Consider the following 16,223-nt stretch of genomic DNA (forward strand, 5'->3'; position numbering starts at 1 on the left):
GGTGTGCAGATGTCTGAGATATGATCTTTGTAGCCTTGTTGCAAGCTTGCCCGCCCTGAGTTCTGCATTCCCATTTTCAATGGATCATCCATGAATTTTTCTTTTCTTCCATCGCGCATGAACCCGACTGCATTGGGTTTGCTGGTGTCTGCTGTCGTTTGTTCGCCTGCCTGGGCCGTCGACCCTTTTACAGTTCGGGATATTCGCGTAGAAGGACTGCAGCGGATTGAGCCTGGAACGGTCTTTGCGTCTTTGCCATTTCGTGTTGGTGACCAATACACCGATGACAAAGGCGCGTCAGGCATTCGTGCCTTGTTTGCCTTGGGCCTTTTCAAAGACGTTCGCCTTGAGACGCAGGGCGATGTATTGGTCGTCGTCGTGGAAGAGCGTCCTTCTGTGGCTGCGGTGGAATTCATTGGCTTGAAAGAGTTTGACAAGGATGTTCTGCACAAGGCACTCAAGGAGGTGGGCCTGGCAGAAGGGCGGCCTTACGATAAAGCCTTGGCAGACAAGGCTGAGCAAGAGCTCAAGCGCCAGTACATCAGCCGCAGTCTCTATGGTGCTGAAGTGGTCACCACCGCCACGCCGATTGACCGAAACCGCGTCAACTTGTCTTTCACCATCACCGAGGGCGGTCCAGCCAAGATTGCCAACATTGAGATCGTCGGGAACAAGACTTTTTCAACAGACACCTTGCGCGATCAATTCAATTTGGATACCGGCGGTTGGATGAGCTGGTACACCAAGTCGGATCGGTATTCCCGCACCAAGCTCAACGGTGATCTGGAGGCTTTGCGCTCCTACTATTTGGCACGAGGATTCTTGGAGTTCCGCATCGACTCCACCCAAGTGGCCATGTCACCAGACAAACAAAAAATGACCATCACCATCAACATCCATGAAGGTGAGCGCTTCGTGGTCTCGGGGGTCAAGCTGGAGGGCAACTATTTGGACAAGGAGTCTGAATTCAAGCCACTCGTGAAGATCGCCTCGGGTGAGCCCTACAACGCTGAAACAGTGGCTGAAACCACCAAGGCATTCACGGAGTATTTCGGCAAATTCGGCTTTGCTTTTGCCCGCGTAGAGGCCAAGCCCATCATCGACCGTCAGAACAACAGGGTGCAGTTCGTGTTGGTGGCGGAGCCATCGCGCCGAGCTTATGTCCGACGCATCTTGTTGGCTGGCAATAACCGAACCCGTGATGAAGTCATCCGCCGAGAGTTCCGTCAGTTGGAGGCAGCTTGGTATGACGGCGACAAGATCAATCTGTCGCGCGATCGGGTGAACCGTTTGGGGTATTTCACCGATGTGAACGTGGATACCCAGGAAATTGCAGGATCTCCAGATCAGGTGGATTTGCTGTTCACCGTCGCTGAAAAGCCCACCGGCAGCGTGTCTTTGGGCGCTGGTTTTTCCTCCACAGAAAAAGTGGCCCTGACTTTCGGTATCCAGCAAGAGAACGCATTTGGGTCGGGCAATTACCTCGCTGTGCAGGTCAATACCAGCAAATACAACCGCAATTACGTGGTGAGCACAACCGACCCGTATTTCACTCAGAACGGTATTTCACGCTCGATTGATTTGTTTCATCGGACCACACGGCCTTATTTGGGTGATTTGAATGCCTACAGCCTGGTGAACTCTGGCATTGGCTTGCGCTTTGGCGTACCTGTAACCGAGACTGATCGCGTTTTCGTCGGCGCTAATTTCGAGCAGACGCAAATTGTTGCTGGCACAGGTTTGCCCACAGCCTATAAAGACTATGCGGCTAAATTCGGTTCAACCAGCACAGCCTTACCTTTGACGTTGGGCTGGGCGCGAGACGGCCGTGACAGTGCTTTGGTGCCGACGAGAGGATCTCTTCAAAGCTTCACTGCGGATGTGAGTGTTGCCGGTGATGTGCGCTACGCCAGATCCAACTATAAATTCCAGCAATACATCCCTTTGAGTAAAAAATACACCTTTGCTTTCAATACCGACTTGGGTTGGGGTCAAGGTCTGAAGGGTCAGGAGTACCCGTTGTTCAAAAACTTCTATGTGGGTGGCTTGGGCAGTGTGCGTGGTTTTGAACAATCAACCCTTGGCCCAAAGTCTGATGGCGTCTATCTTGGCGGTGCTAAAAAGATGGTCTTCAATGCTGAGTTCATCACGCCATTTCCTGGGGCCGGTAACGATAAAACATTGCGCATGTTCGGCTTCATGGACGCTGGTTACGCTTTCAAGGACGCAGAAAATGTTTCATTCAGTGCGCTCAGGGCATCTGCAGGTATCGGTTTGAGCTGGATCTCGCCCATGGGCCCATTGCGCTTTTCATATGCTGTGCCTGTCCGTCAACAGACTGACGATAGAATTCAAAAACTTCAATTCCAAATCGGAACTTCTTTCTAATGAAAACGCTTCGTCAACATTTCACACTTGCAATGATTGCTGGTGTCGCCGCTTTTTCTACCATGGCTCAAGCTCAGGAGTTCAAGCTGGGCTTTGTGAATACCGAGCGGATCTTCCGCGAGGCTGCAACAGCCAAACAGGCACAAGCCAAGCTTGAGCAAGAGTTCTCGCGCCGCGAGAAAGAGTTGGTGGATGCGGGCAACGCCTTGAAACAAGCTTCGGAGAAGTTTGAGCGCGAAGCGCCCACTTTGGCCGAATCGCAGCGCACCGCTCGTCAAAAACAGCTGATTGAACAAGACCGCGAATTTCAGCGCAAACGCCGTGAGTTCCAGGAAGATCTGAATGCTCGCAAAAATGAAGAGCAGCAAGTCGTGGTCGAGCGCGCCAACCGTGCGGTCAAGCAAGTGGCTGAATCCGAAAAATACGATGTGGTCTTCCAGGAAGCCGTGTACATCAACCCCAAGCACGACATCACTGAAAAAGTGATCAAGGCACTCAACGCCTCTGCTGGCAAATAACAGGTTCTGACCTGTCGGAAATGGTGGCATTGAAGCTTGGATCAATCGTTGAAGCACTCGGTGGCCGCTTGTTGGGGTCAGCCGAATTGCAGATCGCCGGCCTAGCACCTTTGCAAACGGCGCGTGCCGATCACATCAGCTTTCTGAGCCATCCCCGTTATCAAAACCAGCTGGCCAACAGTTTGGCTGGCTGCGTCATTGTGGCCCCCGCGTTCGAGGCGATGGTGGCAGATCGCCAAGCCGCCATCGTCACCGATGATCCCTACCTTTATTTCGCACGCTTGACCCGTTTGTGGAAGAGCGCACAGCACCCTTCCCGTGGACCGCGCATTCACCCCAGTGCCGTCATCGATCCTGATGCCTCGGTCGCGGCTGATGCTGTGATTGGGCCTTTGTGTGTGGTCGAGCGTGGTGCTCGGGTTGGCTCGGGGTCTGTGCTCAAGTCACGTGTCACGCTGGGTGAGGACTGCCGCATCGGCGATCGCTGCATTGTTCATGCTGGCGTGGTCATCGGTGCGGATGGTTTTGGCTTCGCACTGCACAAAGGGCAGTGGGAAAAAATTGAGCAACTGGGCGCAGTGCGCATTGGCGATGATGTGGAAATTGGCGCCAACACCTGCATTGATCGCGGGGCATTGGACGACACGGTCATCGAAGATGGCGTCAAGCTCGACAACCTGATTCAGATTGGCCACAACGTTCACATTGGCAAACACACGGCCATGGCCGGTTGTGTCGGGGTGGCTGGCAGCGCCCACATTGGTGCGCACTGCACCGTGGGCGGTGGTGCGATTGTGTTGGGTCATTTGACGGTGGCCGACCATGTGCACATTTCTGCCGCCTCTGTGGTCACGCGCTCGATTGCTCAGCCAGGGCAATACACGGGCATGTTTCCGCTGGATACCAATGCCAATTGGGAAAGAAACGCCGCCAGCCTCAAACAATTGTCCCGATTGCGTGATCGCATCAAAGCGATCGAGACCCGTATTCAAGATAACAAGGAAAATTGATCATGATGGACATTCACCAAATTCTCAAACAGTTGCCACACCGCTATCCCATCTTGCTGGTCGATCGTGTACTGGAACTCGAAAAAGGTGTGCGCATCAAGGCCCTCAAGAATGTCTCCATCAACGAGCCGCACTTCCAGGGGCACTTTCCGCATCGTCCCGTGATGCCGGGCGTGCTGATGCTCGAAGCCTTGGCACAAGCTGCAGCCTTGCTGGCTTTTGATACTTTGGGAGAGACGCCTGATGACCAGACGGTGTACTACTTCGCCGGCATCGATGGCGCCCGCTTCAAGCGTCCTGTGGAACCCGGTGATCAACTGATTTTGGAAGTGGAGTTGGACCGCATGAAGGCCGGTATCTTCAAATTCAAGGCGCGCGCCAAGGTGGGTGACGAGATCGCCACAGAAGCCGAGTTGATGTGCACCATGCGGAAAATCCCTCAGGCCTGAACACCATGAGCAAGATCCATCCAACGGCCATCATCAGCCCTGGCGCTGAGCTTGACAGCTCGGTGACTGTCGGACCTTACACCGTGATCGGTCCACATGTGCGCATGGGCGCGGGCACGACGGTGGCCAGCCACTGTGTGATCGAAGGCCACACCACGATCGGCCGTGACAACCGGATTTTCCAGTTCAGCTCATTGGGCGCCGTGCCACAGGACAAGAAATACAACAACGAGCCATGTGAGCTGGTCATTGGAGACCGCAACACGATCCGCGAGTTTTGCACCTTCAACATCGGCTCGCCTGGTGACCGCGCCGTGACGTCGGTGGGCAATGACAATTGGATCATGGCGTATGTGCATCTGGCACATGACTGCATGGTCGGCAACCACACCATCTTTGCCAACAACACGCAATTGGCAGGCCATGTGGTGGTCGATGATTGGGTCATTCTGGGCGGCTTCACGGTGGTCCACCAGTTTTGCCGCATCGGTGCGCACAGCTTCACGGCCATGAACTCCTTGCTGTTCGCGGATCTACCGCCTTTTGTCATGGCGCAAGGGCAACCTGCCCAAGCGCGTTCGATGAACTTTGAAGGCTTGCGCCGCCGTGGGTTCACACCTGAGCGCATCAGTGCGGTCAAAGCCATGCACAAGGCGCTTTACCGCGATGGCTTGTCTTTGGCCGATGCCATGGCACGCATTGCCGGTTTGACCGAGAAGACCCCTGAGGCGGCAGACGACGTGAAGATGATGATGGATTTCCTGTCGACCGCATCACCTCAACGTGGCATCGTGCGTTGATCCTTTATGGTTGATCTGGTCGCTCATGCACAGCAGGCCCCTTCGGGGGCCTTGTCCTTTGGCATGGTCGCCGGTGAAGCTTCGGGCGATTTGCTGGCGGGTCTGCTGATTCAAGGTTTGCGACAACGGTGGCCTCAGGCGCAGGGCTTTGGGATTGGTGGCCCACATATGGCTGCCTTGGGCTTTGATGCCTGGTGGCCTCACGAACGCCTGGCGGTCCGGGGCTATGTCGAAGTGCTGCGCCACTACCGTGGGATTGTGGCCATTCGTGAACAACTCAAGCAGCGCCTGTTGGCATCCCCGCCCGACGTGTTCATCGGGGTGGATGCCCCTGATTTCAATCTGGATCTGGAAGCCCATCTCAAAGCTGCAGGCATTCCCACGGTGCACTTTGTGTGCCCCTCCATCTGGGCGTGGCGACCCGAGCGCATTGAAAAGATCCGGCGCAGTGTGGACCACATGTTGTGCATTTTTCCATTTGAACCCGAGTTGCTGGCACGCGCTGGCATTGATGCCACTTATGTGGGGCATCCTCTGGCGCAAACCATTCCCATGACGCCAGACCGTGCTGCCGCACGCCAAAGCTTGGGTCTGGATCAGGATCGTCCGGTGGTCGCCTTGTTGCCCGGCAGTCGCCAATCCGAGATCGAGCACTTGGTGCCGCGTTTCATTCAGGCTGCACAAATCATGCAAAAGACGCAGCCCCGTCTGCAGTTCGTGTTGCCTGCGATCCCGAGCTTGCAAGCGGCGGTTCAAAGCCTGGTCAATGCGCAAGGCGGTTTGAGCGGACTGCATGTTCTCAAGGGTCAATCGCATCAGGCTTTGGCGGCCTGTGATGTGACCTTGATCGCCAGTGGCACCGCCACGCTGGAGGCTGCTTTGTTCAAGCGCCCCATGGTCATTGGTTACCACATGAATTGGCTCAGCTGGCAGATCATGAAGCGCAAGCAGTTGCAGCCCTGGGTAGGCTTGCCCAATATCTTGTGTCAGGATTTTGTGGTGCCTGAGTTCATCCAAGATCAATGCACGCCTGAATCCCTGGCAAAGGCCACACTCGAATGGCTTGCGCAAGCTGACCGTGTGGAAGCGTTGCAAACCCGTTTCAAGCTGCTGCACCAGACCTTGCAGCGCGATACCTCATATTTGGCGACCCATGCGCTCGAAAAATTCCTGGGTGCTTGAGCAAGCGCCATTGAATTTTGACGTTCCTGGTCTGATGGCTGGTGTGGACGAGGCTGGCCGTGGTCCTTTGGCGGGGCCCGTCGTGGCTGCTGCCGTGATTCTGGATGACTTGCATCCGATCGCCGGTCTCAATGACTCGAAAAAGCTCAGTGCCAAGCGCAGAGAAAAATTGTTCGATGAAATCAAAGCCAAGGCCTTGTGCTTTTCGATCGCCGAAGCCACAGTCCAGGAGATTGACGAGATCAACATCCTGCAAGCCACCATGCTGGCCATGAAGCGGGCGGTGGAAGGTCTGCGCCTCAAGCCCGTGAAAGTTCTGGTGGACGGCAACCGGCTGCCCCCCATCGACATCCGCGCAGAAGCGATTGTTCAAGGCGATGCCTTGGTGCCCGCCATCTCGGCGGCATCCATTTTGGCCAAAGTGCACCGTGATCGGCTTTGCGAGCAAATGCATGCCGATTACCCGCAATACGGCTTTGACCAACACAAGGGCTATGGCACGGCCGTCCATCTGGCGGCGTTGCAAGCCCATGGCCCCGCCGAATGCCACAGACTGACTTTTGCCCCGGTGGCCAGGAGTGTTCGATGAATCTGATCACCTCGCGTGACAACCCCTTGGTCAAGTCCATACGCCGTTTGTCGCAAGACAGCTCGGCTTACCGCAAGGCCGGGCAATTCTGGCTGGAGGGTGATCACTTGTGCCGCGCTGCCGTGCAGCGTGGTGTGCGGCCTTTGCAGATGGTGTTGACGGAGTCTTTCTGGGAAGAGCAAGGCACCGAATGGGCGCCGCACAGCGACCAGTTGATCGTCATGCCGGATGCTTTGTTTGCCAGTTTGAGCGGCCTGGAGTCACCCGCCCGCATGGGCTTTGTGGTGCCTTGGTCAGACCAGGCCCAAGTGTTGCCGGACGCTTCCACAGTGATCCTGGACCGCTTGCAAGATGCCGGGAATGTGGGGGCCATCCTGCGGTGCGCCTCGGCATTTGGTTACCGGCAGGTCCTGGCCATCAAAGGCACCGCTGCATTGTGGTCGCCCAAAGTGCTGCGTGCAGGCATGGGGGCGCATTTCGGACTGCATCTGGTGGAATCCGCCACGCACGAGGATGTGGCGGCTTTGACAGTGCCGATCCTGACGACCAGCTCGCATGAGGGCGATTATTTGCACGAGCTCTTGAAAAATGGCCGTCTGCAGCCGCAGTGTGCCTGGCTCATGGGGCATGAAGGGCAGGGCGTTTCCGAAGCCTTGCTGGCCAAAGCCCGGCAGAAGGTGCGCATTGCGCAGCCTGGCGGTGAAGAATCGCTCAACGTGGCCACGGCTGCTGCGATTTGCTTGCACGCCAGCGCCACGTCCTGAAATTGAAATCTTTGTGCTGCCCGTCAGGCTTGCCTTGTGGCTGCTTGTCAGGGTTTTTGCGGTGGTCCTCGGCTATAATGAGAGGCTTTCCCGCATCAACCTGTACGCCACAGTCCATCCCAGGCCCATTCCTCGAACAAGCAGCCAAAAAGAGATCGCATCTCTGATGAGCGCTGAGGCGTACCCGAACTATTCCGGAGAACCCAGTGCTTTTGTCTCTTCAGGGAACCTTCCCGCCCGCCATCTTGGCGCTCGCAGACGGCACGGTCTTTATCGGCAACTCGATTGGAGCCACCGGCTCCACAGTCGGCGAAGTGGTGTTCAACACCTCGCTCACCGGCTACCAGGAAATCCTCACCGACCCCAGCTACTGCCAGCAGATCGTCACCTTGACGTACCCGCACATCGGTAACTATGGCGTCAACACGGAAGACATCGAAGCCGACCAAGTCCATGCTGCTGGCTTGATCATCAAAGATCTGCCCTTGATCGCGAGCAATTTCCGCTCCAATCAAACCCTCTCGGCTTATTTGGCCGATGCCGGTACGGTCGCCATTGCCAACATCGACACCCGTCAACTGACCCGCATCTTGCGTACCAAGGGCGCGCAAAACGGCGCGATCGTGGGCTTGGCCAAAGGCCAGGAAGTCACACAAGCGGTGATCGACCAAGCGGTGGCTGCTGCCAAAGGCGCACCTAACATGGCCGGCCTCGATTTGGCGCAAAAAGTCACCGTGTCCAAGTCGTATGAGTGGACACAAACCGAGTGGACTTTGGGCGAAGGCTACGGCAACTTGACCGCACCTAAGTTCCATGTGGTCGCCTATGACTTCGGCGTGAAGAAAAACATCTTGCGCATGTTGGCCGAGCGCGGCTGCAAAGTCACCGTGGTGCCTGCCAAGACACCGGCTGCTGAGGTGCTCAAGCACAACCCTGACGGCATTTTCTTGTCCAACGGCCCTGGCGATCCACAGCCTTGCGACTACGCGATCGCCGCCGCTGCAGAGTTGATCGAAACCGGCATTCCTACTTTCGGTATTTGCCTGGGTCACCAAATCATGGCTTTGGCCAGTGGTGCAAAAACCTTCAAGATGAAGTTTGGCCACCACGGGGCCAACCACCCCGTGAAAGACCTCGACTCAGGTCGCGTGTCCATCACCAGCCAGAACCACGGTTTTGCGGTGGATGAAAAAACATTGCCTGCCAACTTGCGTGCCACCCACGTGTCTTTGTTTGACGGCACCTTGCAGGGCTTGGCCCGCACCGACAAGCCCGCGTTCTGCTTCCAGGGACACCCGGAGGCCTCGCCCGGCCCACACGACATTGCTTACCTTTTTGACCGCTTCATCAAACTGATGGAGGCGAAATAACATGCCAAAGCGCACCGACCTCAAAAGCATCCTCATCATTGGCGCGGGCCCGATCATCATTGGTCAGGCTTGCGAGTTCGATTACTCTGGCGTGCAGGCTTGCAAAGCTTTGCGCGAAGAGGGCTACAAAGTCATCCTGATCAACAGCAATCCTGCGACGATCATGACCGACCCGGCTACGGCAGACGTCACTTACATCGAGCCCATCACATGGCAGACGGTCGAGAAGATCATTGCCAAAGAGCGTCCCGATGCCATCTTGCCCACCATGGGTGGCCAAACTGCGCTCAATTGCGCTTTGGACCTGTGGCACAACGGCGTGCTGGAAAAGTACAAGGTTGAGCTGATTGGCGCGACGCCCGAGGCCATCGACAAAGCCGAAGACCGCCTGAAGTTCAAAGATGCCATGACCAAGATCGGTCTGGGCTCTGCGCGCTCGGGCATTGCCCACAGCATGGAAGAGGCGTGGAGTGTGCAAAAGACGCTGGGTTTCCCCAGCGTCATCCGCCCCAGTTTCACGCTGGGCGGCACCGGTGGCGGCATCGCCTACAACCCGGAAGAGTTCGAGACCATCTGCAAGCGCGGCCTGGAAGCCTCGCCCACCAACGAGCTGCTGATCGAAGAGTCGCTGCTCGGCTGGAAAGAGTACGAGATGGAAGTGGTGCGCGACAAGGCGGACAACTGCATCATCATCTGCTCGATCGAAAACCTGGACCCCATGGGTGTGCACACCGGCGACTCGATCACCGTGGCTCCTGCGCAAACCCTGACGGACAAGGAGTACCAAGTCTTGCGCAACGCCTCATTGGCGGTGCTACGCGAGATCGGCGTGGACACGGGTGGCTCGAACGTTCAGTTCTCCATCAACCCCAAAGACGGCCGCATGGTGGTCATCGAGATGAACCCACGTGTGTCGCGTTCGTCGGCATTGGCCTCCAAAGCCACGGGTTTTCCGATTGCCAAAGTCGCGGCCAAGCTGGCTGTGGGTTACACGCTCGATGAGCTGCGCAACGAAATCACCGGTGGTGCCACGCCAGCATCGTTCGAGCCCTCGATCGACTATGTGGTCACCAAGATCCCGCGTTTTGCGTTTGAAAAATTCCCGACAGCCGACAGCCGCCTGACCACCCAGATGAAGTCGGTGGGCGAAGTGATGGCCATGGGTCGCACCTTCCAGGAGTCGTTCCAGAAAGCCCTGCGCGGCCTGGAAGTCGGCGTGGATGGCATGAACGAGAAAACCCAAGACCGCGAAGTGCTCGAGAAGGAACTGGGCGAGCCCGGCCCCGAGCGCATTTGGTATGTGGGCGATGCTTTCGCCATGGGCTTGAGCGTGGACGAGGTGTTTGCCTTGACCAAGATCGACCCCTGGTTTTTGGTGCAGATCGAAGAGATCGTGAAGATCGAGCTGGAACTGGAAACCACAACGCTGGAGGCGATCACCGCCGACGAACTGCGTGCGCTCAAGAAAAAAGGCTTCTCGGATCGTCGCTTGGCCAAGTTGCTCAAAACGACCGAGCACGTGGTGCGCGCGCGCCGCCATGCCCTGAATATTCGTCCCGTGTACAAACGCGTGGACACCTGTGCGGCCGAGTTCTCCACCGACACCGCCTACATGTACTCCTGCTATGAAGGCAACGGAGACGGTGAATGTGAAGCCGAACCCACGACCAACAAAAAAATCATGGTCTTGGGTGGTGGTCCGAACCGCATTGGTCAAGGTATTGAGTTCGATTACTGCTGCGTGCATGCTGCCTTGGCCATGCGCGAAGACGGTTACGAAACCATCATGGTCAACTGCAACCCTGAGACCGTGTCGACCGATTACGACACCTCGGACCGCTTGTATTTTGAGCCGGTCACTTTGGAAGATGTGCTGGAAATTGTCGACAAGGAAAAGCCGACAGGCGTCATCGTTCAATACGGCGGTCAAACGCCTTTGAAGTTGGCCCTGGACCTCGAGGCCGCTGGTGTGCCCATCATCGGCACCAGCCCTGACATGATCGACGCAGCCGAAGACCGCGAGCGTTTCCAGAAATTGCTGCAAGACCTCGGTCTGCGCCAACCCCCCAACGCCACGGCTCGCACCGAGCCAGAAGCGCTAGAAAAAGCCGCTGCCCTGGGCTACCCCTTGGTGGTGCGCCCCAGCTATGTGCTGGGTGGCCGCGCCATGGAAATTGTGCACGAGCAACGCGATCTGGAGCGCTACATGCGCGAAGCGGTCAAGGTGTCGCACGACTCACCTGTGTTGCTGGACCGCTTCCTGAACGACGCGATCGAATGCGATGTGGACTGCCTGCGCGACCCCGAAGGCAAAACCTTCATCGGTGGCGTGATGGAACACATCGAGCAAGCCGGCGTGCACAGCGGAGACTCCGCTTGCTCCTTGCCGCCTTACTCGCTGTCGGCCGAAACAGTGACCGAGCTTAAGCGCCAATCGGCCGCCATGGCCGGTGCATTGAATGTGGTGGGTTTGATGAACGTGCAGTTCGCGATTCAACATGTGGACGGCAAAGACGTCATCTATGTGCTCGAAGTGAACCCCCGCGCTTCACGCACGGTGCCTTATGTGTCCAAAGCTACAGGCATCCAGCTGGCCAAGGTCGCTGCGCGTTGCATGGCGGGCCAGACCTTGGCATCGCAAGGCATCACGAAAGAAGTCACGCCCCCTTATTTCAGCGTGAAAGAGGCGGTGTTCCCGTTCGTGAAGTTCCCGGGCGTGGACACCATTCTCGGCCCAGAGATGAAGTCGACCGGCGAAGTCATGGGCGTGGGCAAGACCTTTGGTGAAGCGTTTGTGAAAAGCCAAATGGGTGCAGGTACCAAGTTGCCGCGTCCTTCCAAAGCCGACGGCACGCCTTCGGGCAAGGTGTTCATTTCGGTCAAAAACAACGACAAGCCCCGCGCCATTGAAGTAGCTCGCCAATTGGTGGCCCAAGGCTTTGAATTGATCGCGACCAAAGGCACGGCGGTGGCGATCAATGCCGCTGGCGTGGCCTGTGCCACGGTGAACAAGGTGACCGAAGGTCGCCCCCACATCGTGGACATGATCAAGAACAATGAAGTGGTGCTGGTCATCAACACGGTCGAAGAACGCCGCAATGCGATCGCCGATTCACGCCACATCCGCACCTCTGCTTTGCTTAACCGCGTCACCACCTTCACAACCATCGCAGGTGCGGAAGCGGCTGTGGAAGGCATGAAGTACATGGACCAGCTGGACGTGATATCTGTTCAGGAAATGCATGCCCGATTGACGGCTTGATGCCCAAGCCCTGCAAATCATCGCAGGGCATAATGGCAAATACCACCGCCGAGAGACAACTCTCGGCGGTTTGCTTTTGGAGAACCCCTTATGTCGACCATCCCAATCACCAAACGCGGCGCCGAGAAGCTCAAAGAGGAGCTGCACCGCTTGAAAACCTCGGACCGTCCTGCCGTGATTCAGGCGATTGCTGAGGCACGTGCGCAAGGCGACTTGAGCGAAAACGCCGAATACGATGCTGCTAAAGACCGGCAAGGTTTCATTGAAGGTCGAATTCAAGAAATCGAAGGGAAGTTGTCGGCTGCACAGATCATTGATCCTGCGACAGTGGATGCTGGTGGCCGTGTGGTTTTTGGCACAACCGTAGAGCTGGAAGACGAAAGTACGGGCGATGCCGTGACTTACCAGATTGTTGGTGAGGATGAGGCCGATTTGAAGCTCGGTCTGATCAACATCAGCAGCCCAATTGCGCGTGCCTTGATCGGCAAAGAAGAGGGCGATGTGGCCGAAGTGCAGGCCCCAGGCGGGGTGCGCCGTTACGAGATCGTAGGTGTTTCCTACATCTGATGGCCATGAAAAAAGCCTGGGTCTGCAGAGGCAGAATCAGGCTTGAGGGTTTCAGGCAAGCCTGGTGGCTTGTCTGCAGTTCAATCAGTCCAGGCGGCCTTTTTTGACCGACTTTTGCTTGGGCTTGGCGCGTTTGATCTGTCCGCCAGCGGTCAGGCGCTGGTTGCCCAAAACGCGCAGGGTTTTGACTTCCGGACGTTGGCCACCGCGCTTGCTGTATTTCAGGATTTTGAAGTCACGCGGACCCGCTTTGCGATCTTCATCAAATTCCTTGGCTTTCTCGGGTTGAGGTCTCCACAGGATCAGCAGTTTGCCGATGTGTTGGATGGGGGCCGCATTGAGTTGATCTGCCAACTGTATGAACATGGCTTCGCGGGCAGCGCGATCGTCGCCCAGAACCCGGATCTTGATCAGGCCATGGGCATTGAGCGCCGCTTCGGTTTCCTTGATCACGGCGGCCGACAGGCCATCGCCGCCGATCATGACGACGGGATCAAGGTGGTGTGCATCTGCGCGGTAAACCTTACGCTCTGCTGGAGTGAGTTGAATTTGAGGCATAGCGCTATTATCCTCGCAAGGACGGACAGGAATGAAAGTAAAAACACAAAGTAAAAAGGTCAATAAAGCTTGGTTAAATGACCATGTCAACGATCCGTATGTGAAGTTGGCCCATAAAGAGGGCTATCGGGCGCGTGCGGCTTACAAACTCAAAGAGATCGATGAGACCATGGGCTTGATCCGTCCGGGGCATCTGGTTGTGGATCTCGGTTCTGCCCCGGGGGCTTGGAGTCAGTACCTTCGACGTCGCATGTCGCCCGATGGCGCTGCAGTTGGCGAGCTCAATGGCACGATTGTGGCGCTGGATTTATTGCCGATGGACCCGATTGAAGGCGTGCAGTTCATTCAAGGAGATTTTCGAGAGGAAGAGGTTCTGGCGCAGCTGGAGACGGCCATGGCTGGTCGTCATGCCGATGTGGTTGTATCCGATATGGCCCCTAATTTGTCGGGTATCGATTCCACCGATGCAGCCCGCATCGCCCATTTGATTGAATTGGCTTTGGACTTTTCACAAAATCACCTCAAGCCTCAAGGGGCGCTGGTGGTCAAACTCTTCCATGGCAGTGGCTACAGCCAGTTGGTCAAGCTGTTCAAAGCCACCTTCAAAGTGGTCAAGCCGATCAAACCCAAGTCATCGCGTGACAAGTCATCTGAGACTTTTTTGGTTGGTATCGGCCTGATCGCACCTCGTGCAGAGTAATTCCCGTGTTTTACAGGGGCAAAACACCGTCTGGCGCAAGGAAACGTCAGTGCACAGGCCTAAAATGACAACAGTACTTTTTTTAATTGGAGCCTCGCTTGAATAACCCCTGGTTTTCCAAGATTGCCGTTTGGATGGTGATTGCCATGGTGCTGTTTACTGTGTTCAAACAGTTTGACGGCCGTGGCGTTGCGGGCGCGAATGCCGTCGGGTATTCGGACTTTCTGGAAGAAGTGCGCGGTAACCGCATCAAGACCGCGACCATTCAAGAAGGTCCTGGCGGGACAGAAATCCTTGCGACCACCAACGACGATCGACGCATCAAGACGACTGCCACCTACTTGGACCGCGGTCTTGTGGGTGACCTCATCAACAGCGGCGTCAAATTTGATGTCAAGCCTCGTGAAGAAGGCTCTTTGCTCATGAGCTTGCTCGTCAGCTGGGGTCCCATGTTGTTGCTGATCGGTGTCTGGGTGTATTTCATGCGCCAGATGCAAGGCGGCGGTAAAGGTGGAGCTTTCAGCTTTGGCAAGTCCAAAGCCCGCATGCTCGATGAAAACAACAACCAGGTCACTTTCGCGGATGTGGCCGGTTGCGACGAGGCCAAGGAAGAAGTCAAGGAGGTCGTGGACTTTCTGAAAGACCCCCAAAAGTTTCAAAAGCTCGGTGGCCGCATTCCTCGTGGATTGTTGCTGGTCGGTCCGCCCGGCACGGGCAAGACTTTGCTGGCCAAGGGCATTGCTGGTGAAGCTAAAGTGCCATTCTTCAGCATTTCCGGTTCTGATTTCGTTGAAATGTTTGTGGGCGTAGGCGCAGCCCGCGTCAGAGACATGTTCGAAAACGCCAAAAAGAATGCGCCTTGCATCATCTTCATTGATGAAATCGATGCGGTCGGTCGCCAGCGTGGCGCCGGTTTGGGCGGTGGCAACGATGAGCGTGAGCAAACCCTCAACCAGATGCTGGTCGAGATGGACGGTTTTGAAACCAATCTGGGTGTGATCGTGGTGGCTGCCACCAACCGCCCCGACATCCTGGATGCCGCTTTGCTGCGTCCAGGTCGTTTTGACCGTCAGGTGTACGTGACGCTGCCCGATATCCGCGGTCGTGAGCAGATTCTGAATGTGCACATGCGCAAGGTGCCCATCGGCCAGGATGTGAATGCCGGTGTGATCGCCCGCGGCACGCCCGGCATGAGCGGCGCTGATCTGGCCAACCTGTGCAACGAAGCGGCCTTGATGGCAGCACGGCGTAACGCACGTGTCGTTGAAATGCAGGACTTTGAAAAGGCCAAGGACAAAATCCTGATGGGCCCAGAGCGCAAGAGCATGGTGATGCCCGAACACGAGCGCCGCAACACGGCCTACCACGAAGCCGGTCACGCCTTGATTGGCAAGTTGTTGCCAAAGTGTGATCCTGTGCACAAGGTCACCATCATCCCCCGTGGCCGTGCCTTGGGCGTGACCATGAGCTTGCCCGAGCAAGACCGTTACAGCTACGACAAGGAATTCATGCTGAACCAGATCAGCATGTTGTTCGGTGGCCGCATTGCCGAAGAAGTTTTCATGAACCAGATGACGACTGGCGCCAGCAATGACTTTGAGCGTGCCACGTCGATTGCCCGTGACATGGTGATGCGCTACGGCATGACCGATGCGCTGGGTCCCATGGTCTATGCTGAAAACGAAGGCGAAGTGTTTTTGGGCCGCTCGGTGACCAAGACCACCAACATGAGCGAATCCACCATGCAAAAGGTGGATGCCGAAGTGCGCAGCATCATCGATGCGCAGTACAAACTGGCTCGCCGCTTGATTGAAGAGCACAGCGCGCAGATGCATGCCATGGCCAAGGCCTTGCTCGAATGGGAAACCATCGACAAAGAGCAGCTTGACGACATCATGGCCGGTCGTGATCCGATGCCGCCCAAGGACTGGACGCCTCGCAACCCGCCTTCGGGCGGTGGCTCTGCAGGCGGTACACCAGCGGTTCAAGCTGAACCTGCGACCACAGCTGTTTGACGCAAAACATACAGCATGCGAACGGGGCCTTGTGCCCCGTTTTGCATGGTG

14 protein-coding genes are annotated in these 16,223 nt (G+C 56.5%); 13 read left to right on the plus strand and 1 reads right to left on the minus strand.

Annotated features, from left to right (window positions below):
* Positions 1–117: 117 nt before the first annotated feature.
* The 11 genes from bamA to greA all read left to right on the plus strand — a co-directional run bounded on the left by bamA (position 118) and on the right by greA (position 12,899).
* The gene (gene bamA / locus Q1W40_RS14480) at positions 118–2,388 is read left to right on the plus strand and encodes an outer membrane protein assembly factor BamA (protein WP_300713313.1); all 2,271 of its coding nucleotides are present in this window, start codon (positions 118–120) and stop codon (positions 2,386–2,388) included.
* Positions 2,388–2,906, plus strand: a complete 519-nt coding sequence (locus tag Q1W40_RS14485) for an OmpH family outer membrane protein (RefSeq protein WP_300713262.1) — start codon at positions 2,388–2,390, stop codon at positions 2,904–2,906. Before bamA ends, Q1W40_RS14485 begins: the two co-directional genes overlap by 1 nt.
* Positions 2,907–2,929: 23 nt before the next feature.
* A complete protein-coding gene (gene lpxD, locus Q1W40_RS14490; protein ID WP_300713315.1) occupies positions 2,930–3,916 on the plus strand; it encodes a UDP-3-O-(3-hydroxymyristoyl)glucosamine N-acyltransferase in 987 nt (328 codons plus the stop codon).
* Positions 3,917–3,918: 2 nt separating this feature from the next.
* The gene (gene fabZ, locus Q1W40_RS14495; RefSeq protein WP_108322547.1) at positions 3,919–4,365 is read left to right on the plus strand and encodes a 3-hydroxyacyl-ACP dehydratase FabZ; all 447 of its coding nucleotides are present in this window, start codon (positions 3,919–3,921) and stop codon (positions 4,363–4,365) included.
* Positions 4,366–4,370: 5 nt separating this feature from the next.
* Positions 4,371–5,165, plus strand: coding sequence for an acyl-ACP--UDP-N-acetylglucosamine O-acyltransferase (gene lpxA / locus Q1W40_RS14500; protein ID WP_108322548.1), 795 nt, complete (start codon positions 4,371–4,373; stop codon positions 5,163–5,165).
* Between the two features lie 6 nt (positions 5,166–5,171).
* Positions 5,172–6,347 (plus strand): lipid-A-disaccharide synthase, encoded by a 1,176-nt coding sequence (gene lpxB / locus Q1W40_RS14505; RefSeq protein WP_300713267.1) that lies wholly within the window; start codon positions 5,172–5,174, stop codon positions 6,345–6,347.
* A complete protein-coding gene (gene rnhB / locus Q1W40_RS14510) occupies positions 6,319–6,936 on the plus strand; it encodes a ribonuclease HII (protein ID WP_300713269.1) in 618 nt (205 codons plus the stop codon). Before lpxB ends, rnhB begins: the two co-directional genes overlap by 29 nt.
* On the plus strand, positions 6,933–7,700 hold the full coding sequence (locus Q1W40_RS14515) for an RNA methyltransferase (RefSeq protein ID WP_300713271.1): 768 nt from the start codon (positions 6,933–6,935) through the stop codon (positions 7,698–7,700). Before rnhB ends, Q1W40_RS14515 begins: the two co-directional genes overlap by 4 nt.
* Before the next feature lie 206 nt (positions 7,701–7,906).
* The gene (carA, locus tag Q1W40_RS14520) at positions 7,907–9,070 is read left to right on the plus strand and encodes a glutamine-hydrolyzing carbamoyl-phosphate synthase small subunit (RefSeq protein ID WP_300713273.1); all 1,164 of its coding nucleotides are present in this window, start codon (positions 7,907–7,909) and stop codon (positions 9,068–9,070) included.
* 1 nt (position 9,071) lies between these two features.
* Positions 9,072–12,332, plus strand: coding sequence for a carbamoyl-phosphate synthase large subunit (gene carB, locus Q1W40_RS14525; RefSeq protein ID WP_300713275.1), 3,261 nt, complete (start codon positions 9,072–9,074; stop codon positions 12,330–12,332).
* Between the two features lie 90 nt (positions 12,333–12,422).
* Positions 12,423–12,899, plus strand: coding sequence for a transcription elongation factor GreA (greA, locus tag Q1W40_RS14530; RefSeq protein WP_108322552.1), 477 nt, complete (start codon positions 12,423–12,425; stop codon positions 12,897–12,899).
* A gap of 84 nt (positions 12,900–12,983) precedes the next feature.
* Here the strand turns inward: greA and Q1W40_RS14535 are convergent, their stop codons facing one another.
* On the minus strand, positions 12,984–13,457 hold the full coding sequence (locus Q1W40_RS14535; protein ID WP_300713277.1) for a YhbY family RNA-binding protein: 474 nt from the start codon (positions 13,455–13,457) through the stop codon (positions 12,984–12,986).
* Positions 13,458–13,488: 31 nt separating this feature from the next.
* On the opposite strand from Q1W40_RS14535, the gene Q1W40_RS14540 reads away from it, so the two are divergent.
* Positions 13,489–14,157, plus strand: coding sequence for an RlmE family RNA methyltransferase (locus Q1W40_RS14540; RefSeq protein WP_300713279.1), 669 nt, complete (start codon positions 13,489–13,491; stop codon positions 14,155–14,157).
* Positions 14,158–14,255: 98 nt separating this feature from the next.
* Positions 14,256–16,172, plus strand: coding sequence for an ATP-dependent zinc metalloprotease FtsH (gene ftsH, locus Q1W40_RS14545; RefSeq protein WP_300713281.1), 1,917 nt, complete (start codon positions 14,256–14,258; stop codon positions 16,170–16,172).
* Positions 16,173–16,223: the final 51 nt, after the last annotated feature.

It is taken from the genome of Limnohabitans sp., from assembly GCF_030158565.1.
Taxonomy (GTDB): Bacteria; Pseudomonadota; Gammaproteobacteria; order Burkholderiales; family Burkholderiaceae_C; genus Limnohabitans_A.